Annotated in this window: 21 protein-coding genes and 1 pseudogene; 19 read left to right on the top strand and 3 right to left on the bottom strand. The window is 67.0% G+C overall.

What is annotated here, in order from left to right; genetic code table 11:
* Window positions 1-89: 89 nt before the first annotated feature.
* The 12 genes from pyrH to ACESL5_RS01010 all read left to right on the top strand — a co-directional run bounded on the left by pyrH (window position 90) and on the right by ACESL5_RS01010 (window position 12,586).
* Window positions 90-833: a UMP kinase gene (gene pyrH / locus ACESL5_RS01065; RefSeq protein WP_372590927.1), complete on the top strand. Its 744-nt coding sequence runs from the start codon at window positions 90-92 to the stop codon at window positions 831-833.
* Window positions 826-1,383, top strand: a complete 558-nt coding sequence (frr, locus tag ACESL5_RS01060; protein ID WP_372590926.1) for a ribosome recycling factor — start codon at window positions 826-828, stop codon at window positions 1,381-1,383. Before pyrH ends, frr begins: the two co-directional genes overlap by 8 nt.
* Before the next feature lie 6 nt (window positions 1,384-1,389).
* Window positions 1,390-2,157, top strand: a complete 768-nt coding sequence (gene uppS / locus ACESL5_RS01055; protein ID WP_372590925.1) for a polyprenyl diphosphate synthase — start codon at window positions 1,390-1,392, stop codon at window positions 2,155-2,157.
* Window positions 2,154-2,981 carry a phosphatidate cytidylyltransferase gene (locus ACESL5_RS01050; RefSeq protein ID WP_372590924.1) on the top strand — a complete coding sequence of 276 codons (828 nt, stop codon included), beginning with the start codon at window positions 2,154-2,156 and terminating at the stop codon, window positions 2,979-2,981. The genes uppS and ACESL5_RS01050 overlap by 4 nt, the downstream gene beginning before the upstream one ends.
* Window positions 2,978-4,195 carry a 1-deoxy-D-xylulose-5-phosphate reductoisomerase gene (gene dxr, locus ACESL5_RS01045; protein ID WP_372590923.1) on the top strand — a complete coding sequence of 406 codons (1,218 nt, stop codon included), beginning with the start codon at window positions 2,978-2,980 and terminating at the stop codon, window positions 4,193-4,195. The genes ACESL5_RS01050 and dxr overlap by 4 nt, the downstream gene beginning before the upstream one ends.
* A 6-nt stretch (window positions 4,196-4,201) precedes the next feature.
* Window positions 4,202-5,587: an RIP metalloprotease RseP gene (rseP, locus tag ACESL5_RS01040; protein WP_372590922.1), complete on the top strand. Its 1,386-nt coding sequence runs from the start codon at window positions 4,202-4,204 to the stop codon at window positions 5,585-5,587.
* Between the two features lie 110 nt (window positions 5,588-5,697).
* Window positions 5,698-8,046: an outer membrane protein assembly factor BamA gene (gene bamA, locus ACESL5_RS01035; protein WP_372590921.1), complete on the top strand. Its 2,349-nt coding sequence runs from the start codon at window positions 5,698-5,700 to the stop codon at window positions 8,044-8,046.
* A gap of 247 nt (window positions 8,047-8,293) precedes the next feature.
* Window positions 8,294-8,806: an OmpH family outer membrane protein gene (locus ACESL5_RS01030; protein WP_372590920.1), complete on the top strand. Its 513-nt coding sequence runs from the start codon at window positions 8,294-8,296 to the stop codon at window positions 8,804-8,806.
* A 24-nt stretch (window positions 8,807-8,830) separates the two neighbouring features.
* A complete protein-coding gene (lpxD, locus tag ACESL5_RS01025) occupies window positions 8,831-9,898 on the top strand; it encodes a UDP-3-O-(3-hydroxymyristoyl)glucosamine N-acyltransferase (protein ID WP_372590919.1) in 1,068 nt (355 codons plus the stop codon).
* Window positions 9,899-9,912: 14 nt separating this feature from the next.
* Window positions 9,913-10,353 (top strand): 3-hydroxyacyl-ACP dehydratase FabZ, encoded by a 441-nt coding sequence (gene fabZ / locus ACESL5_RS01020; protein WP_372590979.1) that lies wholly within the window; start codon window positions 9,913-9,915, stop codon window positions 10,351-10,353.
* A complete protein-coding gene (gene lpxA, locus ACESL5_RS01015) occupies window positions 10,350-11,117 on the top strand; it encodes an acyl-ACP--UDP-N-acetylglucosamine O-acyltransferase (RefSeq protein WP_372590918.1) in 768 nt (255 codons plus the stop codon). The genes fabZ and lpxA overlap by 4 nt, the downstream gene beginning before the upstream one ends.
* Before the next feature lie 74 nt (window positions 11,118-11,191).
* Window positions 11,192-12,586: a class II fumarate hydratase gene (locus ACESL5_RS01010; protein ID WP_372590917.1), complete on the top strand. Its 1,395-nt coding sequence runs from the start codon at window positions 11,192-11,194 to the stop codon at window positions 12,584-12,586.
* Window positions 12,587-12,667: 81 nt separating this feature from the next.
* Here ACESL5_RS01010 and lpxB read toward each other — a convergent pair whose 3' ends face one another.
* Complete coding sequence (gene lpxB, locus ACESL5_RS01005; RefSeq protein WP_372590916.1) at window positions 12,668-13,855, bottom strand: lipid-A-disaccharide synthase; 1,188 nt, start codon at window positions 13,853-13,855, stop codon at window positions 12,668-12,670.
* Between the two features lie 47 nt (window positions 13,856-13,902).
* Between lpxB and rnhB the strand changes: the two genes are divergently transcribed.
* Window positions 13,903-14,511 (top strand): ribonuclease HII, encoded by a 609-nt coding sequence (gene rnhB / locus ACESL5_RS01000; protein ID WP_372590915.1) that lies wholly within the window; start codon window positions 13,903-13,905, stop codon window positions 14,509-14,511.
* Between the two features lie 18 nt (window positions 14,512-14,529).
* Here rnhB and ACESL5_RS00995 read toward each other — a convergent pair whose 3' ends face one another.
* Together ACESL5_RS00995 and ACESL5_RS00990 are read right to left on the bottom strand one after the other, a co-directional pair.
* Complete coding sequence (locus ACESL5_RS00995; RefSeq protein ID WP_372590914.1) at window positions 14,530-15,813, bottom strand: pyridoxal-dependent decarboxylase, exosortase A system-associated; 1,284 nt, start codon at window positions 15,811-15,813, stop codon at window positions 14,530-14,532.
* Between the two features lie 3 nt (window positions 15,814-15,816).
* On the bottom strand, window positions 15,817-17,337 hold the full coding sequence (locus ACESL5_RS00990; RefSeq protein WP_372590913.1) for an AMP-binding protein: 1,521 nt from the start codon (window positions 17,335-17,337) through the stop codon (window positions 15,817-15,819).
* 173 nt (window positions 17,338-17,510) lie between these two features.
* On the opposite strand from ACESL5_RS00990, the gene aroC reads away from it, so the two are divergent.
* The 6 genes and pseudogenes from aroC to ACESL5_RS00960 all read left to right on the top strand — a co-directional run.
* Window positions 17,511-18,632, top strand: a complete 1,122-nt coding sequence (gene aroC, locus ACESL5_RS00985) for a chorismate synthase (protein ID WP_372590912.1) — start codon at window positions 17,511-17,513, stop codon at window positions 18,630-18,632.
* Entirely contained in the window at window positions 18,629-19,846 is a 1,218-nt protein-coding gene (locus ACESL5_RS00980; protein WP_372590911.1) for an MFS transporter, read from the top strand. The genes aroC and ACESL5_RS00980 overlap by 4 nt, the downstream gene beginning before the upstream one ends.
* 55 nt (window positions 19,847-19,901) lie before the next feature.
* Window positions 19,902-20,726, top strand: coding sequence for a class I SAM-dependent methyltransferase (locus ACESL5_RS00975; protein WP_372590910.1), 825 nt, complete (start codon window positions 19,902-19,904; stop codon window positions 20,724-20,726).
* A complete protein-coding gene (rnhA, locus tag ACESL5_RS00970) occupies window positions 20,716-21,189 on the top strand; it encodes a ribonuclease HI (RefSeq protein ID WP_372590909.1) in 474 nt (157 codons plus the stop codon). The genes ACESL5_RS00975 and rnhA overlap by 11 nt, the downstream gene beginning before the upstream one ends.
* A 267-nt stretch (window positions 21,190-21,456) precedes the next feature.
* Entirely contained in the window at window positions 21,457-24,165 is a 2,709-nt protein-coding gene (locus ACESL5_RS00965; protein WP_372590908.1) for a cation-transporting P-type ATPase, read from the top strand.
* A gap of 84 nt (window positions 24,166-24,249) precedes the next feature.
* Window positions 24,250-24,435: pseudogene (locus ACESL5_RS00960) on the top strand (efflux transporter periplasmic adaptor subunit); the annotation flags it as partial.

Raw genomic sequence — 24,435 nt, 5'->3', positions numbered from 1 at the left:
CGGAGGGCTTGCTCGGATGTTCTCTGGTGCGTCATGCTCGGCATGGCGCGACAATCAATCGCAAGCACACAGCCCACAGGTGAAACGATATGCAAACTGCCGGCTCCCCCCGTTATCGACGTGTCCTGCTCAAACTCAGCGGCGAGGCGCTGATGGGAGACCGGCCTTTCGGGATCGACCCGGCGGTAATCAATCGGCTCGGTGACGACATCCAGGCCCTCAAGGACCGGGGTGTCGAGGTCGCGGTGGTCGTGGGCGGCGGCAATATCTTCCGGGGCGAAGGCCTTGCCGGTGCCGGCATGGATCGTGTGACGGGCGACCAGATGGGCATGCTCGCGACCGTCATGAACGGGTTGGCGATGCAGGACGTGCTCGAGCGACGCGGACTGAAGGTCCGCGTGATGTCGGCCGTGTCGATTCATGCCGTCTGCGAGGACTATATCCGGCGTCGCGCCGTGCGACATCTTGAGAAGGGGCGGGTGGTCGTGCTGGTCGGCGGGACGGGCAACCCGTTCTTCACCACCGATTCCGGTGCGAGCTTGCGTGCCGCCGAAATCGACGCTGACCTGATGATCAAGGCGACCAAGGTGGACGGGGTCTACAGCGCGGATCCGCAGGTGGATGCGGATGCGGAACGCTACGATCATTTGACGTACAATGCCGTGCTCGACCAGCGGCTGGGCGTGATGGACGCCACCGCGATCGTGATGTGTCGCGATCAGCAGATGCCGCTGATGGTGGTGGACATCAACGAGCCGGGGAACCTGGTGCGGGCCGTGAACGGCGAGTCCGTCGGTACCCTGGTGACAGCGGAGAACGTGAAGAATGATTGACGACGTGGTCAAAGACGCTCGTACGCGCATGAACAAGAGCATCGAGGCGCTCAAGGGCGAGCTTTCCAAGATCCGCACCGGTCGGGCGCATGTCAGCGTCCTGGACCATATCCACGTGGAGTACTACGGTAGCGAGGTGCCGCTCTCCCAGGTCGCCAAGCTGTCGGCCGAGGATGCGCGCACACTGAGCGTGACTCCCTGGGAGAAGGACATGGTCGGCAAGATCGAGAAGGCGATCATGACTTCCGATCTGGGACTGAACCCGTCTTCCGCCGGCACCGTGATCCGTATCCCCATGCCGCCGCTGACCGAGGAGCGGCGCCGGGAACTGGGCAAGGTCGTGCGCCACGAAGGCGAGAACGCCAAGATCGCCATCCGCAACATCCGCCGCGATGCCAACAGCGACTTCAAGGCCTTCCTCAAGGAGAAGGAAATCTCCGAGGACGACGAGCGTCGTGGCGAGGAAATGGTCCAGAAGCTCACCGACGAGTGTGTGGCCGAGGTGGATCGGATCGTGGCGCAGAAAGAAAAAGAACTGATGGAAGTCTAGGCCGTCGTGAGCCGGGCGCCCACCAACGAACCGGCGACGGCGATCGATCCGGCGCGCCGCCCCCGCCACGTCGCCATCGTAATGGACGGTAACGGTCGCTGGGCCAAGGCCCGGCACCTGCCCCGCCAGATGGGACACCAGCGCGGCCGCCGCGCCGTGCGCGCCACCATACGGGCCGCCATGCGGCTCGAGATCCCGATCCTCACCCTGTTCGCCTTCTCCTCCGAGAACTGGTCGCGTCCGCCCGACGAGGTCGACGCGCTGATGAAGCTGTTCATCAACGCGTTGGAAAAGGAACTCGACGAACTCGACGAGAACGGCGTGCGACTGGGATTCATCGGTGACTTTTCGCGTCTGGACCCCGCCGTCCGTCGGCTGATGGCCGCCGCAGAGGAACGCACCGCCGACAATCGTCGGCTGCACCTGCAGATCGCCGTCAGCTACGGTGGCCAGTGGGACATCCTCCAGGCCGCGCGCCGACTGGCCGATCGCCACGCCAGGGAAGCGATCGACCTCGACGATCCGGCCGTGCTGGCCGACGAATTCGAACGGGGGCTGTCCACGGCAGGCCAGCCGCCCGTCGACCTGTTCATCCGCACTGGCGGCGAGAAGCGCCTGAGCAACTTCCTGTTGTGGCAGTCGGCGTACGCCGAACTGTATTTCACCGACGTGCTCTGGCCCCGGTTCGACGAGGCTGCCTTCGAGCAGGCCGTGCGCTGGTTCTCGGGTCGTGACCGCCGGTTCGGCCGGACGTCCAGCGAGGGGGCGTCGTGAGCTCGACCGCGCTGCGGCTGATCACGGGCGTCGTTGCCGGCCTGGTCGCACTCGCCGTCGTGCTGTTCACCCCGGAGCGGATTTTCGCCGGCATCACCCTGGTCGTCCTCGCCTGGGCGGCCGTCGAATGGTTCCGCCTCTGTGGCCTAGCCCCCTGCCAGATCTGGCCCTGGGTGGTCGGCACCGTGTTGCTTGCGGTGGGCTGGCAACAGCTTTGGCCCCACGAGCAGCTGGTCTGGCTGATGGGTCTGGCCGCCGCCTCCTGGTTCTCCCTGTTCGCCACTCATCTTCGCTATCGCGTCAGTCGGCCGCCCCAGCGCCCGTTCTGGCAGCGTCGCCTGATCGGTCTGGTGATCCTGCCGCTGTTCTGGGTGGCGCTGGTCGAGATCCACGCCGCCCCGCAGGGGGAGTGGCTGCTGCTGTTCGGCATCCTCGTCGTCGTCGTGGCCGATTCGCTGGCCTATTTCTCCGGTCGTGCCTTCGGGCGACACAAGCTCGCGCCGATGATCAGCCCCGGCAAGTCCATCGAGGGCGTGATCGGCGGGCTCGCCGGCGTGGCCGTGCTGGCGGCAATCGGTGCGGTGCTGCCGCTGTTCGCGACCACGCCATCCTGGCTCCTCGCGGCCTGGTGCGTCGTGGTCGCGCTGGCATCCGTCGGCGGGGATCTCGAGGAGTCGCGCCTGAAGCGGGAGGCCGGTGTCAAGGACAGTGGTCGGGTTCTGCCTGGCCATGGTGGTGTGCTCGACCGGCTCGATGGACAGTTTGCCGCCATGCCGCTCTGGTGGTTGGCCTTGTCGCACATGCAATTGATGGGCGGCTCATGAAGCGCGTCGGCATCTTCGGTTCGACCGGCAGCATCGGTTGCAGCACGCTGGACGTCCTCGAGCGGCATCCGACGCGCTTTCGCGTGGAAGTGCTGGTTGCCCATGGCCGGGTGGAGGCGCTGTTCGATCAGATTCGGCGGTTCCGCCCGGCCGTCGTCGGCTTGGTCGACTCAAGCCGCCGCGAGGCTCTGCTCTCGCGTCTGGCGGAACTCCCCGCCGCCGAACGCCCGGAACTGGTGGTCGGTCAGCGCGAGGCGGATGCTCTCGCCGGGGGCGACAATCTCGACGTGGTGGTGGCAGCCATCGTCGGCACGGCAGGCCTGCAGTCCACCTGGAACGCGTTGCACGCGGGCAAGCGGGTGTTGTTGGCCAACAAGGAGTCGCTGGTCGCCGCTGGCGATTTGATGATGGACGTCGCTCGGCGGAGTGGGGCGGAACTGTTGCCGATCGACAGCGAGCACAACGCCATCTTCCAGTGCCTGCCGATGGGCTCGGGCGAGCGGTGCACGGATCCGGCGGAAGTCGAATCGATCGTCCTGACCGCCTCGGGCGGCCCCTTCCGCGACTGGCCGGCGAAGCGATTTCCCGCCATCACCCCCGAGCAGGCCTGCGCCCATCCCAACTGGTCCATGGGACGCAAGATATCCGTCGATTCGGCGACCATGATGAACAAGGGCCTCGAGGTGATCGAGGCCGCCCGCCTGTTCCGCATCGATGCCGACCGGATCGAGGTGGTGGTGCATCCCGAGTCGGTGATTCATTCCATGGTGCGTTTCGTTGACGGGTCAGTGCTCGCCGAGTTGGGAGAGCCGGACATGCGCACCCCCATCGCGCATGCCCTGGCCTGGCCCGATCGGCTCGATTCCGGGGTGAGGCCGCTGGACTTCCACGCCCTCAACGGACTGCACTTCGAGCGTCCGGACTTCGCGCGCTTCCCCGCCCTGCGACTGGCCTTTGACGCCTTGCGCGCCGGGGGCGCTGCGCCCCTCGTGATCAACGCCGCCAACGAGGTAGCGGTGGCAGCCTTCCTCGATGGCCGGCTGACGTTCACCGGCATTCCCGCAGCCATCGAGGCCTCCCTGGAGGCGATGACCGCTGCCGACCGCGTCGCCGTGCCCGAGTCGATCGACGCGGTGCTGGCGCTGGACGCCGAGGTGCGTGCCTGGACGCTGGACTGGTGCCGGTCGGCCCGAATGACGACGGCCGGTGGGTAACGATCAATGGACGTGTTGATCAGCCTGCTGGGCTTCTTGATCACCATCGGCATCCTGGTGGCGTTCCACGAATACGGCCATTTCTGGGTGGCGCGAAAACTGGGCGTGCGTGTGCTGACCTACTCGCTGGGCTTCGGCAAGACACTGTTCTCGACGCACCGCGGACCTGACCGAATCGAGTACCGCGTCGGGGCGCTGCCCCTGGGTGGCTATGTCCGGATGCTCGACGAGCGCGAGGGTGAGGTCGACCCCGCGGAAGTCCACCGCGCCTTCAATCGTCAGCCGCTGCATCGACGCGCCATGATCGTGGCGGCGGGTCCGGCGGCGAACATCGTGCTTGCCCTGTTCTTCTGGTGGCTGATGTTCATGGTGGGCACGCAGGGCATCGTGCCGAAGCTGGGCGATCTGGAGCCAGGCACGCCCCTGGCCGAGGCGGGGCTTCAGTCGGGAGACGTGATCACCTCGGTGGGGCCGCATGCCGTCGAGACCTTGACCGAGTTCCAGTTGCGCATGATCAACGGCGGCATCGAACGACAGACCCTGCCGGTGGGATTCGAGCGTGACGGCCGGCTTCTGTCCACTGAACTCGACCTGTCCGAGCTCGACCCGCTGGGCGGGTCGATCGGCAAGCCGACTACCGATGTCCTTTCCAAGTTGGGTCTGGCCCTGTGGCAGCCGCCGGGCGTGGCGGAAATTGCCGCGGTGCAGGAAGGTTCCGCGGCGGCCGCGGCCGGCCTGGAGGCGGGTGAGCGGATCGTGGCGCTCGACGGTCGCGAATACCGCTATCCCCGGGAACTGATCGGCTGGATCGGCGAGCGTGCCGGCGAATCGCTGCGCCTGACGCTGGAGAACGAAGACGGCCAGCAGCGCGAAGTGGACGTGATTCCCCGCCCGGTGGAGGTCGACGGCGAGGAGGTCGGCCGCCTGGGTGTTTCGCTCGCCTCGCGCCCACATGACCCCGAGGCGGCACGTGCCATGTTCCGCATCGATCGGGCCGGCCCGATCGATGCCTTCGGACGTTCGCTGGAACGTAGCTGGGAGATGACGGCACTGACGTTCCAGGTCTTCTACCGGCTGTTGCGGGGCGAGGCGAGCCTAGCGAATCTCTCCGGTCCGGTCGCGATCGCCGAGTATGCCGGCAAGAGCCTGGTGCTCGGGCTCTCCACCTTCCTCGGCTTCCTTGCCCTGGTGAGCTTGTCGCTGGCGATCCTGAACCTCCTGCCCATCCCGATGCTCGACGGGGGACACCTGCTGCTGTACCTGATCGAGGCGGTCAAGGGACGGCCGCCCGGACCGGGGTTCGAGGAGATCTATACCCGCATCGGAATCATGCTGCTCGCCGCCCTGATGATAGTGGTCTTCTACAACGATATTGCCCGGTTGATGCACTAGCTGGATTTGGTTCACAATAGCCGGGTTTACTCACGAGTCCGTGGCCATGGCTGTCTCGACCATGGCTGGTTCCGATCCTTCATCTGCCTGACCAGGAAAGCCCCCTCGGCATGACCATCAATCAACGTTTCACCGCCGCACTCGCGCTTGGCGCCCTGTTGTTGCTTCCCTCGCTGGCACAGGCATTCGAGATCACCGACATCCGGGTCGAGGGTCTGCGGACCATCTCTCCCGGTACCGTCTTCACCTACATCCCCTACGAAGTCGGCGACGACTTCCAGGCGGGAGACAGCACCCGGGTGGTCGAGTCGCTCTACGACACCGGTTTCTTCGAGAACGTCGAGGTAGGGCGGTCGCCGGACGATGCGCTGCTGATTCGTCTGGAGGAGCGTCCGACCATTACCGCGCTGGAGGTCAACGGCAACGAGAAGGTCGAGACCGAGCAGCTGCAGGAGGCCCTCAAGTCGATTGGGCTGGTGCAGGGGCGGGTCCTTGATCAGCGGGCGCTGGACAAGATGCAGACCGAGCTCCAGCGGGTCTACTACAGCCTCGGCCAGTACGGCGTCGAAATTCAGACCGAGGTGGAGGAGCTCGAGGACAACCGGGTGTTCGTCAGCATCGAGATCTACGAGGGTAAGCCCGCTTCCATCCGGCGCGTGCGCATCATCGGCAACGAGGATTTCTCCGAGAAGGAACTGCTCAAGTCGTTCGAGATGGGTCCGGTGCCGTGGTGGGCGTTCTGGTCCAACCAGGACCAGTATTCGCGCCAGAAGCTGTCGGCCGACCTCGAGCGATTGCGCTCGTTCTACCTGGATCGCGGTTACCTGAAGTTTCAGGTGGACTCCACCCAGGTGACCATTACCCCGGACAAGCGGGACATCGAGGTGGTGGTCAACGTCACCGAGGGCGAGCGCTACGAGGTCACGGACGTGACCTACAGCGGCAACATGCTGCTCAACGAGGAGACGCTGGCCGAACTCAACCAGGTCGAGGTGGGCGAATATTTCAACCGCCGCCAGGTGGTGGACACCAGCGACGCCATCGGTCGACGCATGGGCGACTACGGCTATGCCTTCGCCCAGGTTGAGCCTCGTCCCGACATCGACGAGGCGGAGAAGACCGTGGTGGTCGATTTCAACCTCCAGCCCGGTCGTCGCGTGAGCGTCCGCGAGATCGAGTTCAAGGGCAACTACAACACCGACGAGGTGGTCTATCGCCGCGAGATGCGACAGATGGAGGGTAGCTGGTATGCCGGCGACAAGCTCGACCGTTCCAAGCAGCGCATCGAGCGGCTCCCGTCCGTCCAGCAAGTCGAGCAGAACGTCACGCCCGTGCCGGACTCGACCGACCAGGTCGACGTGGAATACGACATCTCGGAACAGCTCTCCGGCTCGCTCACCGCGGGCGTGGGCTACTCCCAGGCCGAGGGCGTGCTGTTCAACGCCGGCATCAACCAGCCGAACTTCCTCGGCAGCGGCAAGTCGGTCGGCCTGAACGTCGAGCGCAGTTCGTACCGCGAGTACTACCAGTTCAACTATCGCGATCCGTACTTCACGGTCAATGGCGTCAGTCAGGGCTTCGGGCTCTTCTACCAGAAGCAGGACGGTACCGAGCTTTCGCTGTCCCGTTATCTGGTCGACTCCTATGGCGGCAACATCAACTTCGGCGCCCCGTTCACCGAAAACACCCGCGGGGAGATCGACTTCCGGGCCGAGAACCAGGAGATCAAGGCCACCACCTACTCGCCGAGCTGGGTGACCGGGGAGTCGATCGACGGGGATGAGCCGGGTCCCGGCTTCGACGGCGAGCAGTACACGACCTTCAGCATTCGGCCGTCCTGGCGCTTCGATAGCCGCAATCGCGCGATGTTTCCCACGGACGGCCAACTGCATCGCTTGTCGGCGACCGTTGCCGTGCCGGGCAGCGACCTGACCTACGTGAAGGGCGAGTACGACGGCGAGTTCTACCAGCCGCTGACGGAGAACTTCACGGTGCGGGCCCACGGCAATGTCGGCCAGATCAAGGCCTATGGCGACACCCAGAGCGATTACAGCGGCGTGAGCGATTACTACGACGGCCTGCCGCCGTTCCTTAACTACTTCACCGGGGGCATCCGGTCGGTGCGCGGCTACGAGGACTACTCGCTCGGTCCGCGGGATTCCAATGACGACCCCATGGGCGGCACGTTCAAGGTCAACGGTGGGCTGGAACTTGTCTCGCCGCTTCCGTTCCTGACCGAGCAGCGCCACACCGTGCGCATGGCCCTGTTCTGGGACATTGGTAACGCCTATCGTGACGTGGACGATTTCGATACCGGCACGCTGAGGCAGTCGGCCGGTGTGGCGCTGAGCTGGATCTCGCCGGTCGGCCCGCTGATCTTCAGCTACGCCCAGCCGCTCAATGACGAGGCCGGGGATCGGACCCAGAACTTCCAGTTCTCCATCGGCGCCTCTTTCTGATCGGACGATGGGCGTCGAGGGGCTGTGGCATAATGCCCGGGACAGGGAGTGGCCGGCCGACTCGGTGGCATTGGGGCGGTGCCGGTGACGGCCCGCGACAGAGAGGCCGCTTCGTACCGTTGGTCGGGAATACGAACAGACACGGAAGCCGGGAACGTCGCCGCCTCGATCCGGGGGCTCCCCTGATTTCCGACTCACCCTTACATGATCGCCCGCACCGGGTGACGATGTTGCAGGAGACGACAGCGTGATTCGCTTGGTTAGACGTTTCGCCTTTTTGGCAGCCTTTCTTGCCCTTCCGGCCCTGGGCCAGGCGGCCGATATCAAGATCGGCTTCGTGAATTCCTCCGTGCTGCTGGAGCAGGCGCCCCAGGCCGAGCGGGCCAAGCAGCAACTCGAGGAGGAGTTCTCCTCCCGCGAGCAGGAGCTGCGTCGCATGCGCGAAGAGGTCCAGGGCCTGGAAAACCGTCTTAACCGGGATAGCGTGACGATGAGCGAGGGCGATCGCGCCGATCTCGAGCGTGAGCTCAACCGCAACCTGCGTGACCTGCAGCGCGAGCAGAACAACTTCCGCGACGACCTTAACCTGCGCAAGAACGAGGAACTGGGTAAGCTCCAGCGACTGGTGCTCGACGCGATCCGCGCCGAGGCCCGGGACAAGGGCTATGACCTGGTCCTGTCCGAGGGCGTGGTATATGCCGCCGACCGGGTGGAGATCACCGGCGAGGTGCTGGATCGCCTGGAATCGATGGGGCGCTGATCGGCGCTGCCCGGTCGTTCAGTCGTGAGTATCCAGGCCACGTCAACCGCAACCGTAGCCGAGCTCGCCGAGGTCGTCGGGGCGAGCGTGCCCGCCGACAGTCAGCGGGTGATCACCGGGGCGGCCTCGCTGGCCTCGGCCGGGGATCGTGATGTCGCCTACTACGACGGTGATCGCAAATCGGCCGGCACGGCCTCGAACACCGGGGCGGGGCTGGTCGTCACGAACGAGACGGGGCAGGCCCAGTTGCCCGCCGACGTGCCGGCGCTGGTCGTGGACGAGCCGAGGCTGGTATTCGCCAGGCTGCTCGAGCGGCTTTATCCACGTCAGCGGCCCGAGCCGGGAATCCACGAGACGGCCGTGATTGCGGCCGATGCCGAGGTCGATCCCTCTGCCCGGCTCGGCGCGCACGTCACCGTGGGGGGTGGCAGCCGGATTGCCGCTGATGTGGAAGTCGGCCCCGGCTGCCTGATCGGCGAGAATGTCAGTATCGGCGTCGGCACCCGGCTGATCGGTCGGGTGACCGTGCTGGCCGATACCGTCATCGGCGCGCGCTGCGTGATCCAGCCCGGTGTGGTCATTGGTTCCGACGGCTTCGGCCTGGCCCTCGACAAGGGAGCGTGGCGGCGGGTTCCGCAGGTCGGCCGGGTGGTGATCGGCAATGACGTCGATATCGGTGCGAACACCACCATCGACCGCGGCGCGCTGGATGACACCGTGATCGACGACGGCGTGAAACTGGACAACCTGATCCAGATCGCGCACAACGTGCGCGTCGGGGCACATTCCGCCATCGCCGGCTGTGCCGGGCTGGCCGGATCCAGCGTGGTGGGGCGGCATTGTACGCTGGGGGGCGGCGTCGGTCTGGCCGGCCACCTGACGCTGGCAGATCACGTCCACGTCACCGGCATGTCGATGGTTACCCGCTCCATTCACCGGCCGGGTGTCTATTCCGCCGGCACGCCACTGGATACGAACGAGCGCTGGCATCGGAATGCAGCCCGTTTCAAGCAACTCGACCGACTGGTTCGGCGAGTGCGACAACTGGAAAAACAGCTCGGTGACACGCCGACGCATGAGGACGACTCGTGAGTGAAGACAACACCATGATGGTGCAGGAGATCATGGAGCTCCTGCCCCACCGCTATCCCTTTCTGCTGATCGACCGCGTAGTCGATTGGGCGCCCAACGAGTACCTGGTCGCCGTGAAGAACGTCACCTTCAACGAGCCGTTCTTCCAGGGCCACTTCCCGGTCCGTCCGATCATGCCGGGAGTGCTGGTCACCGAGGCCATGGCACAGGCGACCGGCGTGCTCGCCTTCCGCAGCAATGGTGGCAAGCCGAAGGACAACGCGCTGTACATGCTGGTGGGACTGGATGACGTCAGTTTCCGCCGCATGGTCGAGCCCGGTGACCAGCTGATCATCCGGGTCGAGATCAAGCGCATGGCCCGGGGCATGGGAATTTTCAACTGCGAGGCACGGGTGGGTGACGAGATTGCCGCCCGCGCCACGGTCAAGTGTGTGGCCAAGGAAGTGACCGAGTGATTCATCCGACCGCGATCATCAGCGACGAGGCACGTCTGGACGAATCCGTCTCGGTCGGCCCCTATGCGATCATCGAAGGCGAGGTGGAGATCGGAGCCAACACGGTGATCGACTCCCACGCCGTGATCAAGGGTCCGTGCCGGATCGGGACGGACAACCACATCTTCAGTCACGCCGTGGTGGGCGAGGTGCCCCAGGACCTCAAGTTCGCCGGCGAGCGCAGTTTCCTGGAGATCGGCGACCGCAACCGGATCCGCGAGTTCTCCACCATTCACCGCGGCACCGCGGGTGGTGGTGGCCTGACCCGCCTGGGATCGGACATCCTCATGATGGCCTATGCCCATGTGGCGCACGACTGCATGGTGGGCGACCACGTCATCCTGGCGAATGCCGCATCCCTGGCCGGTCACGTCGAAGTGGGCGAATACGCCATCTTCGGCGGTTTCGCGGTCGCTCACCAGTTCTGTCATGTGGGTGGTCACGCCTTCGTCGGCGGATTTTCCAAGATCTCCAAGGACGTGGTCCCCTACGTCATGGCCGACGGCGCGCGCGCCCGGGCGATCGGGCTCAACAAGGAAGGCCTCAAGCGCCGGGGTTTCTCTGCCGAGACCATCAGCCTGCTCAACCGCTGTTTCCGGCAACTGGTGAAGCGCCAGGGTGATGAGCTGGTGTGGACCGAGTTCGAGCAGGCCGCCGAGACCGAGCCGGCGCTCGCCGAGATGCTCGACTTCATCCGCGAGAGCGAGCGCGGCATCACGCGCTGAATATGGTCGGCGACGGTTCACTGCCCGCGCCACCGCGAACGTCGTCACATCAAACAGATCCGGGCACCGATGCCATGAGTCGAGAAACCCACGAGCGTATCGAGCGCGACAGCCTCGGCGAGGTCCGCCTGCCCGCCGACGCCCTCTTCGGCCCGCAGACACAGCGTGCAGTCGACAACTTTCCCGTCAGCGGGCGGCCCATGCCCGTTTCCTTCATCACGGCGCTGTGCCGGATCAAGGCGGCCTGCGCGCGGGCCAACCGCGCGATCGGCGGGCTTGATGAGCCGCGGGCGCAGGCGATCGAGTCGGTCGCCGGGCAACTGATCGAGAGCCTGACGAGCGGCGAGCTGCAAGGCGCCTTTCCGGTGGATATCTACCAGACCGGTTCAGGCACCAGCAGCAACATGAACGTCAACGAGGTGATCGCCCACCTGGCCGGTGAGCAGGCGGGCGTGCACCCCAACGACCACGTCAACATGAGCCAGAGCTCCAATGACGTGGTGCCCAGTGCCATCCGGGTGATGGCGGTCAGCCGTGTCGAGTCGGACCTGCTGCCGGCGCTGGCGCATCTGGAAACGGTCCTGCTGGGCCGGGCGCGCGAGCTGGCAGGCGTGGTCAAGACCGGTCGCACCCACCTGATGGATGCGACCCCGATCCGTTTCGACCAGGTGCTTGAAAGCCATGTCGAGCAACTGCGCGCCGCGCGAGTTGCCATCGAGCAGGCACGCGACCGCAACCTGGCCCTGCCGCTCGGCGGTACCGCCGTGGGGACGGGGCTCAATGCCCCGGCAGGCTTCGCCGATGCGGCCGTCTCCTCGCTCAACGAGTCCCTGGACCGAGAGGCGCCGTTCTCTCGACTGCCGAGCCTGGCCGCGGGCCTGAGCGCGCAGGACGACTCGCTGGCGCTGTCGGCGTCCCTGCGGGGGCTGGCGGCATTCCTGTACAAGCTCGCCAACGACTTGCGCTGGATGAACAGCGGTCCGCTGGCTGGGCTGGGCGAGATTACCCTTCCGGCGCTGCAGCCGGGCAGCTCGATCATGCCCGGCAAGGTCAACCCGGTCATCCCGGAGTCGACCGCCATGGTGGCCGTGCAGGTGCAGGGGCTCGACCACGCCATTGCGCTGGCCGCCCAGTCGGGCAACTTCGAACTTAACGTCATGCTGCCGCTGATCGCGGCCAATCTCGACGAGATGATCGGGCTGTCGGCCAACACCAGCCGGTTGCTGGCGGACAAGGCCGTCGCGGGCTTCGTGGTCAACCGCGAGCGCATCGAGCGGGATCTCGCCGCCAATCCCATCCTGGTCACGGCACTCAACCCGGTGATCGGCTACGAGGCCGGTGCGGCGATCGCCAAACGGGCCTATGCCGAGGGACGGACGGTCATCGACGTGGCCCGCGAGATGACAGATCTGGACGAGGATACGCTGGCCGAGCTGCTCGACCCGCGCCGGCTGACCGGGGAAGACTGAGAGGGGCACCGTCGGTCGGACCACCGCCCACCGCCCCGCGAATCCCCCTGGGCCAAGGACTGGTCGTTCAGGTCGGTGTCGCTATCGATCCGGGCTCTTGACCATGCCGGCAGCCAGGTCGGCCAGCCGCTCAAGCGCGCCACCGGCACCCAGGCGATCACGGATCTCGGCGAGGTCGCGGTACTGGGCCGTCGCCCCGGCGGGCTGCAGGATAGCCTCCATGTCGACGGCCAGCCGGTCCGGCGTGGCATCTTGCTGGATGCGTTCCGGCACCGCCTCGCGACCGAGAATGATGTTGGGCAGGCCGATGTGCTCGATCCGGACCAGTCGCCGGGCGATGGCGTGGGTTAGCGCATTGGTCCGGTAGGCGATCACCATCGGTGTGCCGATCAACGCCGCCTCCAGCGAGGCGGTGCCGCTGGCGACCAGCAGGGCATCGCTGGCCGCCATGACCGCCCGCGAACTGCCATCGAGCACCGTCAGGGCTTCACGCAGTTCCGTGGAGGGGGCAGTGGCAGTGATCAGTCGTTCCAGCCACTCGGGCTTGACGGAGCCAGCCCTTGGCAGGAGAAAACGACGCGCACCGTCGGCGGCAAGGAGCCGTTCAGCCGTGGCCAGGAAGGTCGGCAGCAGCCGCTCGATCTCACCGTGGCGGCTGCCGGGCAGCAATCCGATGACGGGCGTGTCGTCGGAGAGACCCAGCTGCCCCCGGGCCGTGTTCCGTGACGGAGCCTCGCGGTCGATCAGGTCGATAAGCGGATGGCCGACATGTGTCGTCGGCAGGCCGTGCCGTTCGAACAGCGGCTTCTCGAAGTCGAACAGCACGGCCAGGTGGTCGGCGATCTGACTGAAATGCCTCGCCCGACCCGGCCGCCAGGCCCAGACCTGCGGGGCCACGAAAAACAGCACGGGGATGCCGCGAGCCCGCGCCGCCCTGGCCAGGCGCTGGTTGAACTCCTGGAAGTCCACCGCGATCAGCAGATCGGGGCGGTGCTCGTCGAGTGCCGCGACCATCTCGTTCATGGCGGCGCGCAGGTCAGGATAGTGACGGATGACTTCCACGAGGCCCATGACCGAGACCCGGTCCATGTCGACGATGGTCTCCATGCCGGCCGCTCGTGACTGGGCCCCGCCGAGGCCGAAGGCCTGGAGTGCCGGCAGGCGACGGCGCAGGGCGGTGATCAGCTCGGCGGCGTACATGTCGCCGGAGGCCTCGCCCGCGGCGAGCATCACCCGTGGAGCGGAACCGGTTTCGGTTGACGAGTTCAAGCGACCCTCGATGAAAGCGATGAATGGGGCAATGGATGGGCACGAGTATGCCGCAAGCGGATTTGTTTGACGATCTGGACGCCGGCGGCGTCTACTGCGGCGTGGACGAGGCCGGGCGCGGCCCCCTCGCCGGCCCGGTGGTCGCCGCGGCGGTCATCCTGGATCCGGGCCGGCGCATTGCCGCGCTGAACGACTCAAAGAAGCTCAGCGAACGTCGACGGGAGGCCCTGTTCGACGAGATCCGGGAGCGCGCGCGTGGCTGGGCGATTGCCGAGGCCAGCGTGGCGGAGATCGACAGCCTGAACATCCTGCACGCCTCGATGCTGGCCATGCGCCGCGCGGTACTGGCGCTCATCGAACAGGGCCATCCGATCGACCGGGCCCATGTCGACGGCAATCGCTGTCCCGAACTGCCGGTGATCGGTCACGCACGGGTTGGGGGGGATGCCTCCGATCCGGCCATCGCCGCCGCCTCGATCCTCGCCAAGGTCAGTCGGGATCGCCAGATCGTGACTTTGGATTCCGAATACCCGCAGTACGGACTGGCGCGGCACAAGGGGTATCCGACGGCCGCCCATCTGGCCGCCCTGGCCGAGCACGGCCCCAGTCCCATCCATCGGCAGAGCTTCGCCCCCGTGCGTCGGGCCATGCGCTGACACCGCGGGCAGCGGCCGTCAGACCAGATATTCGATCGCCGCGTCGCGTGACAAAAAGCCGGTCGGCGAGGCGCTGGCACCGTAGGCTCCGGACTGGAGCACCGCCAGCCAGTCGCCGGGGCCGAGGGCCGGCAGTGGCTGTTTCGCCCCCAGCACGTCGAGCGGCGTGCACAGTGGGCCGGCGATGTCGACCGACTCGTCGAGTGGCGCATCCAGTCGATCGGCGGCCACCAGCGGCCAGTTACGGCGCAGTACCGCGCCGAGGTTGCCCGACAGGGCGAGGTGGTGATGCATGCCGCCGTCGCAGAGCAGGAAGGCCTGTCCCCGCGAGACCTTGCGATCGACCACCCGCACCAGATACACCCCTGCAGAGGCCACCAGGAACCGGCCCAGCTCGAGTCGGGTGTCGACGTCGATGCCGCCGGTTTCCCCGAGTGCACGCAGGTTACGGTCGAGTCGCTCGAAGGCCGGCGCCACCCTGTCGAGTTCCAGCGGCCGGTCACCGGGGTGGTAGGCCACGCCCAGTCCGGGGCCGATGATCAGTTCGCGCGGGGTGAAACCTGTCTGTGCCTGCCAGTCGCGCAGCAGCTCGGTCCAGGCATCGAGCGCGGAGGCAATGGCCTCGTGGTTCAGGCTTTGCGAGCCGGCGAACAGGTGCAGGCCGACCAGGTCGATGCCGGCATCGGCCAGCCGGTCCCGTTGGCGCAGGATGGCCGGAATCGCCTCGCTGTCGATGCCGAAGGGCCGGGCGCCGCCACCCATGTGCATCCCGGAGCCCTTGAGCGCAAACGGCGGATTCACCCGCAGGGCCACGCGGGCAGGTTCGCCCAGCACCCGCGCTTCGGCAGCGATGCGCTCGAGTTCGCCGGTCGATTCGGCATTGATGACGATGCCCCGCTCGATCGCGAACCGATGCTCCGCGCGCGACTTGGCCGGACCGGCGATCGACAGGTGCTGCTCCGGGGCGGCGACCTCGCTGGCCAGCCGCATTTCTTCCCTGGAGGCGCAGTCGAAGCCATCGACCAGCCCCGCCAGGTGGCGCACCAGTGGCGGGAAGGGGTTGGCCTTTATGGCGTAGTGGATGCCGATGCCTTCCGGCAGGTACCCGCGCAGGTGGGTCACGGCTGCGTCCAGGCAACGGCGGTTGTAGACAAAGGCCGGCGAGGTCGGGATGCGGGCGGACAGTGGCTGGCCGTCGATCGACAGCGCGGCCGTCCCACCCCAGCAGTCGGCTAGCGGCCCCAGGGTGTCGTCGATCACCTGGCGGCCATTGTACGGTGCATGTTCTGAGGATCGGGCCATGGATCAGTGCTCCCGTAACTGGCGACGATCGAGCTTGCCGTTGTCCGACCGGGGCAGGCTCGCGTGGCGGTGGATCTCCGCCGGCTGCTGGTAGGGTGCCAGATGCCGGCGCAGGTGGTGGCGCAGCGCATCGACATCCACGTTTAGCGGGGCGACGTGCAGGATCAGCCGCTGGTTGCCGCTGGCCGGGTCGGGCCGGCCTAGGGCTACCGCTTCGGTCACGCCGGGCGCGGACAGGGCGACGGACTCGATCTCCTCGGGACTGATGCGAAACCCAGCCACCTTGATCTGCTCGTCGATACGCCCGACGAAGAACAGCCGGCCGTCCGCGTCCTGATGCACGCGATCCCCGCTGAATACCACGCGTGCATCGTTCGTGTCCGGCCAGCCGGCCGGGGGAGGGCGAAAACGTCGAGCGCTGGCCTCCGGGTCGTTGATGTAGCCCAGTGCGACCAGCGGGCCGCCCTGGACCAGTTCCCCGGTCTGACCACGACCCAGCAGGTGGCCCTCGCCGTCCACCAGGCCGATGGGGGTCTCGGGCAACGGGTAGCCGATCGAACCCGGGTGTCGGTCCACCTCGTCGGGCGGCAGGTAGGTGGCGCGGAAGCCTTCGGTCAGGCCGTACATCAGGTACAGCCGGGTGGCCGGTCGGGCTTCCCGCAGACCGCGCACCGCATCGGCCGGCAGGTGGCCGCCGGAGTTCGTCACCACCCGAAGGGCGGGTGCCTCGGCGAGCCAGGGCTGCCCGGCCAGCGGGATCAGAAGGCCTGGGGTGCCGGCGAGCACCGTGGCCGACTGGCGCAGCAACGGACGTTTGAGGTCCGCCGGCAACAGGTAGTCGTCCAGGTAGACGGCCGCGCCGCGGGAAAGACCGGTGGTGACCTGGGAAAAGCCGTAGTCGAAGGCCAGCGGCAGGATTGCGGCGACCACGTCGTTCTCGTCAATCTCGAGGTAGTCGGCAACGATCCGGTTCCCGGCATCCAGGTTGCTTTCGCTGACCATGACCCCCTTGGGCAAGCCGGTGCTGCCGGAGGTGAAGAACAGCATGGCCAGACGATCCGGGCGGGGCGTGCCGCGCGGGGGCAGGGCGGCGGTACCCGTGGCCGGAAGGTGAACGCGCCGCGGTTCATGGCCATCGGCCGGAGACCAGAACCAGCCGTCTCCGTCGGCGCGGTCGGGTCGCCATTGACGCAGCCTGGGCGCATCGAGGAGCAGCCCGCGCGCCTCGCACTGCCGGCACAGGTGTTCGACCTGCTCGGGGCGCAATGCCGGGTGGGCCGGTGCCGGCACGATGTCCCGGGCGAGCAGGGCGACCAGCCAGACCACGGTCTCGACATCCTTGCCGGCCCAAAGGACCACCCGGTCTCCCGCCGCCAGGTCGAGTTCGTCGAGGCAGGAGATGGCGGCGGCGACGCGATCGGCCAGTTGGCCATGATCCAGCCACTGCCGTCGGTCGCCCAGCGCGTGGGCGCGGGGCCGTTCGGCGGCATGTCGAGTGATGGCGGAGATCAGGTCGAGCGGCATGGCGGGTATTCGTGGGCAGTGCCCGGGGCGGGCAGGTATACTGTGCGGCCGTTGCCGCGATGGCGACCGGGCCTTTGGGACCGGCGCGCAGTTTATCATGCCGGGGCGGCCGCCCGACGCGGCGCCTGGTCCCCGGGGCGAGCATTCAAATTCAGGTTGGTCAGGTTGGATCTATGGCGGGTAATACCTTCGGTACGCTTTTTCGCGTCACCACGTTCGGCGAGTCGCACGGCGCGGCGCTGGGCGCTGTCGTCGACGGCTGTCCCCCGGGACTGGCCCTGAGCGAGGAGGACCTGCAGGCCGACCTCGACCGCCGCCGGCCGGGCACTTCCCGGCACACCACCCAGCGGCGCGAGCCCGACCGGGTGCGCATCCTCTCCGGCGTGTTCGAGGGCGAGACAACGGGTACCCCGATCGGCTTGCTGATCGAGAACGTCGACCAGCGCTCCAAGGACTACTCGAAGATATCCGAGCAATTCCGACCCGGGCACGCCGACTATAGCTACCGGATGAAGTATGGCCGACGCGACTATCGCGGTGGTGGACGCTCGTCCGCCCGCGAGACCGCCATGCGGGTAGCTGCCGGCGCGATCGCCAAGAAGTGGCTGGCCGAGGCGCACGGCGTGACCGTGCGCGGGCACCTCTCCCAGCTAGGTCCCATCGTCCTGAAAGACGATTGCTTCGACTGGCAGGCGGTCGGCGAGAATCCGTTCTTCTGGCCCTGCGCCGCGCAGGTGCCGGAGCTCGAGACCTTCATGGACGACCTGCGCCGCTCGGGCGACTCGGTCGGCGCGAAGGTCACCGTGCGGGCCGAAGGCTGCCCGCCGGGCTGGGGCGAGCCGGTCTTCGATCGGCTGGATGCCGATATCGCCCATGCGCTGATGAGCATCAACGCGGTCAAGGGCGTGGAGATCGGGGACGGCTTCGACTGCGTCGCCGCCCGCGGCACCGAGTTCCGTGACGAAATCACCCCGGATGGCTTCATGTCCAACCACGCCGGCGGTGTGCTCGGTGGGATCTCCAGCGGCCAGGATATCGTCGCTCACCTGGCGCTGAAGCCCACCTCAAGCATCCGCCTGCCGGGACAGAGCGTCGACGTGCGCGGCCAGCCCACCGAAGTCGTCACCACCGGGCGACACGACCCTTGTGTCGGCATCCGTGCCACGCCGATCGCCGAAGCGATGCTGGCCCTGACGCTGATGGACCATGCATTGCGCCATCGTGGCCAGTGCGGCGACGTCGAGACCGACACGCCGGTGGTGCCGGCCGGAAGATCCCCGCACGCCGGCGAATGATCCCCGAGCGGCAAGGGACTGCCACCACCCGGCTGCCGGGCCTCAACCCGATCCGGCTGGGCTACTTCGCCTTCTTCCTCGGGTTGGGCATCTACCTGCCGTACTTCAGCCCCTACCTGATCGAGCAGGGCTTCGGCCCGGACACGGTCGGTGCCATGCTGGCCATGGTGATGGCCGCCAAGCTCGTCGCCCCACCACTGCTCGGCTGGCTGGTCGACCACAGTGGCCGGGTGATCGCCTGGCTGGTCCTCGCCGCGGCCATCAGCGGCATGCTGGCCGTCGGGCTGGGCCTGCTGGCAGGACTGCAGGCAGGCCTGGTCGCCTGGATGGCTCTGCTCGTCCTCTTCGGTTTCTTCTGGCAGCCGCTGCTCTCGCAACTGGACGTGGCGGCGCTGCGACTGACCGGTCCCGAGCCGCAGCGCTATCCGGCCCTGCGGGCCTGGGGGTCGATCGGCTTCATCGTCGCCGCGGTGGGCCTGGGTGCCCTGATCGATCGGATCGGCATCGAATGGGTGCCGTGGATCATGGCGGCCACGCTGGTCGTCCTGGTCCTCGTGCTGCTGCGGGTGCCTGAACCGGGCGTGCCGCGCCACCGCTCGGCGACACCGGTCTCTATCCGCGCGCGGTTGCGCGAGCCGGCCATGCTGGGCTTCTTCGCCGGTCACTTCCTGATCAATCTCGCCCATGGCGTCTACTACGCCTTCTTCAGCGTTCACCTGGCCGAGTTGGGCTACTCGGCCACCGCCATCGGGCTGTTGTGGGCGCTGGGGGTCATCGCCGAGATCGTGCTCTTCTTCCTGCTGCCAGGCATCCGCAATCGCTTCGCCCCGCTGGGCCTGCTGCTGATCGCCATCGGCCTGATGGCCGCCCGCTGGTTGCTGATCGGTTTCCAGGCCGACGTGATCGGCTGGCTGCTGTTCGCGCAGCTGCTCCATGCCGCGAGTTTCGGCATGACCCATGCCGTGGGCATCTGGGTGATCGACCATCAATTCCCCGGGCGGTCACATGCCCGGGGACAGGCTATCCTCTCGGCGGCCAGCTACGGTGGCGGGGCGGCGCTGGGGCTGTACCTCGCCGGCCTGCTCTGGGGTAGAGTGGGGCCGGGCATGGCCTTTGCCGCAATGACCGCCGCCAGCCTGCTGGCACTGGTCATCATGCTGGCCAGCCGCCGGGTGGTCCGCTGGACGCCCGCGGCGGATGAATCCGCCACCTGACGGTGCCCGACGAAATCGGGCCGTTTCCCAGGAGGACGCTTTGAGCAGACCGGATGTGCCAGACCGACTTGCCGCCAGTATTGCCGCGGCCGACTGGTATCGCACGCCGGTCGGACGCATGGTGGCCGCCGATCTGATGGAGGCGCTCGCCGAACGGGCACAGACGGCCTTCGGATACCATGCCGTGGTGCTGGGCGAGACGGGCCGTGAGCTGCACCAGCGTTTCGACTGGAACGGCCGGCTTCGCATCGGCCACGTCGTTCAGGCGGGCCCACGGGGAGGTGATCCGGGCTCGCTGCTGCCGGTCGACCTGGATGCCTTGCCGATCGAGAGCGAGGCGGCGGATCTGGTGATCGCCCTTCACGTGCTCGAGGATCGGAGCAACCCCCACGAGATCCTGCGAGAGATCGATCGCAGCCTGCGCCCCGAGGGGCGGCTGATGCTCGTGGGTGTCAACCCGGCCAGCCTGCTGCACCTGCGCTCGCGCTTCTGGCCCGGCTGCCATGCGCCGCTGTCGGCTGGCACGCACCACCCGGCCTGGCGGGTGGTCGACTGGCTGCGGGTGCTGGGCTATCACATCGAGGCGATCGAGCCGATCGGTGGGGTGGGGCCGTGGTGTCGATCCAGCATGTATGCGCGCTGCGCGCGGGTGCGGCGCTGGAGCGCCGAGTGGGCCTGGTTCCTGCACGGTTTCTACCTGATCGACGCGACCCGGCGCGTGTCTAGACCGGCCCACCCCAAGGCGGCCTTCCGCCTGACTTCCCTGGTGGGGCGGCCGGTGCGCGGCGAGGTGGCCGGCATGCGGTCGCACCGTGCCGCGACCATGCCTCTCGAATCGAAACACCGACAACAGGAAACAGGACGACGCGATGGGCGATGAGGTGGGCAAACGCAAGGTGGTTCACGCCTGGACGGATGGTGGCTGCCGGGGCAATCCCGGCCCCGGCGGCTGGGGTGCCGTGCTGCGTTTCGGCAAGCACGAGCGCGATCTCTGGGGCGCGGATACCGAGACCACCAACAACCGCATGGAGCTCACCGCGGCGATCGAGGCGCTCGAGGCCCTCAAGGAGCATTGCGAGGTTCACCTGACCACCGATTCGCAATACGTGCGCCAGGGCATCACCGAGTGGATTCACAACTGGCGGCGGCGCAACTGGCGCACGGCCGCCGGCAAGCCGGTCAAGAACGCCGATCTCTGGAAGCGGCTCGAGCAGGCGGCCGGTCGGCATGACGTGCACTGGCACTGGACTCGCGGGCATTCCGGCCATCCCGAGAACGAGCGAGCCGATCAACTCGCCAACCGCGCCATGGACGAGGCGGCCAAGGGTTGTCTAGACCTCTGAACGCCTCCGCTTTAGGCGCGACCTGACGAGCTCGCCGACCGGTCCGAGGACCTCCCTACGGGTCGGACTGCCACGTGCCGCTGCACGCCGTTGCCAATCGACCGCCGGGGTTTGCGTGTCTGCCTGCCCTCCGGCATTGCCCATTCGTCGAGAATTTTTTCTAGGCTTGTTTCGAACGAGCATCCCTTGGGGCTCGGCAGCTGATCGGCCCCGTCGTGGCGTCCTGCCATCCGGGTTTTCCAGGCTGAGGGCTTTCGGCGCACGATCATGACGGACGATTCGAAACCTGCCACGACGTGGCATGCACGGCGACCGGAGACGGTCCTCGAGACGCTCGGTTCCCGCTCCAAGGGGTTGGAAACCGACGAGGTCGAGGCGAGGCTGGCCGAGCACGGCCGCAACCGGCTGCCGGAAGCGGCCCGGCCGAGTGCCTGGCGACGTCTGCTGCGCCAGTTTCACAACATCCTCATCTACGTACTGCTGGTTTCGGCGGCCATCACCGCGCTGATGACGCACTGGGTCGACACTGCCGTGATTGTCGCGGTGGTGGTGGCCAATGCGGTGATCGGCTTCATCCAGGAGGGGCGCGCCGAGCAGGCGATGGAGGCCATCCGCAAGATGTTGGCCCTGAAGGCCGGCGTGATCCGGGAAGGCCGCCGACAGGCGGTGGCTGCCGAGGACCTCGTGCCCGGCGACATCGTCCTGCTGGAGGCTGGCGATCGTGTGCCGGCCGACCTGCGCTTGCTTGAGGTCCATGACCTGCGAATTCAGGAGGCCGTGCTGACCGGTGAATCGCTGGCGGTGGAGAAGCGGTCCGATCCGGTGGATGCCAACGCGGCCCTGGGTGACCGGCAGTCCATGGCGTTCAGCGGCACGCTGGTAACCCGCGGGCAGGGGCGGGGTGTGGTCGTGGCCACCGGCGAGTCGACCGAGATCGGTCGCATCTCCGGCATGCTAGCCGGCGTTGAGACGCTGACCACGCCGCTGGTCCGGCAGATGAACCGGTTCGGGCGCTGGCTCACTGCCGTCATCCTGGTCATCGCCGCCATGATCCTTGGGCTGGGGACCTGGTGGCGGGAGATGGCGTTTGAGGAACTGTTCATCGCCGTGGTCGGCTTGTCGGTGGCGGCCATCCCCGAGGGACTGCCGGCCGTGCTGACCATCACGCTGGCGGTCGGGGTGCAGGCGATGGCGCGGCGGCATGCCATCGTCCGGCGTCTGCCGGCGATCGAGACCGTCGGATCGGTATCCGTGATCTGCACCGACAAGACCGGCACGCTGACCCGCAACGAGATGGCGGTTACCGTGGTCGAGTCCGGTGACGAGGAGTACACGGTTTCCGGTGAGGGCTATTCCCCGGTCGGCCAGGTGTTCCAGATGGACGAGCCGGTCGACGGCGCGGCCGATCGTGCGCTCTCGGAGCTGGCCCGGGCGGGCCTGCTGTGCAACGACTCCAGTCTCGACCAGCAGGGCGACGAGTGGCGCGTCGAGGGCGACCCCATGGAAGGAGCCCTGGTCGCATTCGCCGGTCGGGCCGGGCTGGAGGCGGACAAGGAGCGCGCCGCCTGGACCCGAAGTGACGCGATCCCCTTCGATGCCGAGCATCGTTTCATGGCCACGCTCGACCATGATCACGAGGGCCACGCCTGCATCTTCGTCAAGGGGGCGCCCGAGCAGTTGCTCTCGATGTGCGACCGGGAGCGGTTGGCGGACGGGGAAACGCGCTCGCTTGACACCGATCGCTGGCATGATCGGGCCCACGATCTGGCATCCCGGGGACACCGGGTGCTCGCGCTGGCTTTTCTCCCGGTCGACCCGGAACACACGGTACTCGAGCGCAGCGACGTTGAGGATGGGCTGGTGCTCCTGGGATTGCTCGGCCTGTCCGACCCGCCCCGGCCGGAGGTGCCGGATGCTGTCGCCGAATGCCGCCAGGCCGGCATCCGCGTGAAGATGATTACCGGGGATCATGCCGGCACGGCCATGGCCATTGCCGAACAGGTCGGTCTGGAGAATCCTTCGGAAGCGCTCACCGGGGCGGATATCGAGAAGCTCTCCGACGACGACTTGCGCGAGCGGGTCGCCGGGATCGATGTCTACGCCCGGACCAGCCCCGAGCACAAGCTGCGGCTGGTAGAGGCGCTGCAGGCTCGCGGGCACAGCGTGGCGATGACCGGCGACGGCGTGAACGATGCCCCGGCGCTCAAGCGGGCAGATGCGGGGATCGCGATGGGACAACGAGGCAGCGAGGCGGCCAAGGAAGTCGCCGACCTGGTGCTGGCCGACGACAACTTCGCCTCGATCGTTGCCGGCATCCGCGAGGGGCGCACGGCCTACGACAACATCAAGAAGGTGATCAGCTGGACGCTGCCTACCAACGCGGGCGAGGCCCTGACCATTATCGTGGCCCTGCTGCTGGGCATGACCCTGCCGATCACCCCGATCCAGATTCTTTGGATCAACCTGATCACCGCCACGACGCTTGGGTTGGCACTCGCCTTCGAGCCGCCCGAGGCGGGCACCATGCGCCGCCCGCCGCGCCCCATCGACGAGTCGATCCTGACCGGCGGATGGATGATTTACATCGCCTTTGTCGGGCTGGTGTTTCTCGTCGGGGTGTTCGGCGTGTATGACTACGCTATCGAGCAGGGATATTCGTTGGAACTGGCGCGAACGATGGCGATGAACACGCTGGTCGTGATGGAGATCTTCCAGCTGTTCTTCATCCGCAACATCCATGGTTCCTCGCTGTCCCGGGACGCGATTCGCGCCACCCGCCCGGTCTGGCTGGCGGTGATCGTGGTGATGCTCGCCCAGTTCGCCATCACCTACCTTTCCGTCCTGCAGGCCGTGTTCGAGACCGAGGCCGTGGGCGTCGCAGACGCTCTCATCGTGGTCGCCATCGGGGTGGCATCGTATGTCCTGATGGAGCTGTACAAGGCGATCGGTCGCCGGGTTTCCGGCTCCTGGGGCTGATGAGAATCGTGCGAGCAGTAGCATGATGGGACAATCATTTTCCGCGCCCTCCTGGATGGCGTTTTCCGCAGGAACTGATTCACGATGAAACAATGGATGTCACGCAATGCCGGCCGGCTGGGGATCGCCCTGGTCGCACTACTGCTGTTTGCCTGGGTGATCACCGGCGACCGGGAGCCGGTCGATGACGGGCCGCCAGAGCGTTCCGCCTCGGTCACGGTCGGACTGACCCACAGTCGGGCCGAACCGGTCGAGCGGCTGGTCACGCTT

The organism is Guyparkeria sp., from assembly GCF_041687595.1.
GTDB lineage: Bacteria > Pseudomonadota > Gammaproteobacteria > Halothiobacillales > Halothiobacillaceae > Guyparkeria.
Note: the sequence above shows the minus strand (reverse complement) of the source record. Positions and strands in the feature narration are given on the sequence as shown.

Coding starts and splice junctions, on each gene's coding strand:
- rseP (WP_372590922.1), top strand. CDS start 4,202: ATGGACGTGTTGATCAGCCTGCTGGGCTTCTTGATCACCATCGGCATC.
- rnhB (WP_372590915.1), top strand. CDS start 13,903: ATGCCGCAAGCGGATTTGTTTGACGATCTGGACGCCGGCGGCGTCTAC.
- rnhA (WP_372590909.1), top strand. CDS start 20,716: ATGGGCGATGAGGTGGGCAAACGCAAGGTGGTTCACGCCTGGACGGAT.
- dxr (WP_372590923.1), top strand. CDS start 2,978: ATGAAGCGCGTCGGCATCTTCGGTTCGACCGGCAGCATCGGTTGCAGC.
- ACESL5_RS00980 (WP_372590911.1), top strand. CDS start 18,629: ATGATCCCCGAGCGGCAAGGGACTGCCACCACCCGGCTGCCGGGCCTC.
- pyrH (WP_372590927.1), top strand. CDS start 90: ATGCAAACTGCCGGCTCCCCCCGTTATCGACGTGTCCTGCTCAAACTC.
- bamA (WP_372590921.1), top strand. CDS start 5,698: ATGACCATCAATCAACGTTTCACCGCCGCACTCGCGCTTGGCGCCCTG.
- fabZ (WP_372590979.1), top strand. CDS start 9,913: ATGATGGTGCAGGAGATCATGGAGCTCCTGCCCCACCGCTATCCCTTT.
- ACESL5_RS00995 (WP_372590914.1), bottom strand. CDS start 15,813: ATGGCCCGATCCTCAGAACATGCACCGTACAATGGCCGCCAGGTGATC.
- frr (WP_372590926.1), top strand. CDS start 826: ATGATTGACGACGTGGTCAAAGACGCTCGTACGCGCATGAACAAGAGC.
- aroC (WP_372590912.1), top strand. CDS start 17,511: ATGGCGGGTAATACCTTCGGTACGCTTTTTCGCGTCACCACGTTCGGC.
- ACESL5_RS00990 (WP_372590913.1), bottom strand. CDS start 17,337: ATGCCGCTCGACCTGATCTCCGCCATCACTCGACATGCCGCCGAACGG.
- ACESL5_RS01010 (WP_372590917.1), top strand. CDS start 11,192: ATGAGTCGAGAAACCCACGAGCGTATCGAGCGCGACAGCCTCGGCGAG.
- ACESL5_RS00965 (WP_372590908.1), top strand. CDS start 21,457: ATGACGGACGATTCGAAACCTGCCACGACGTGGCATGCACGGCGACCG.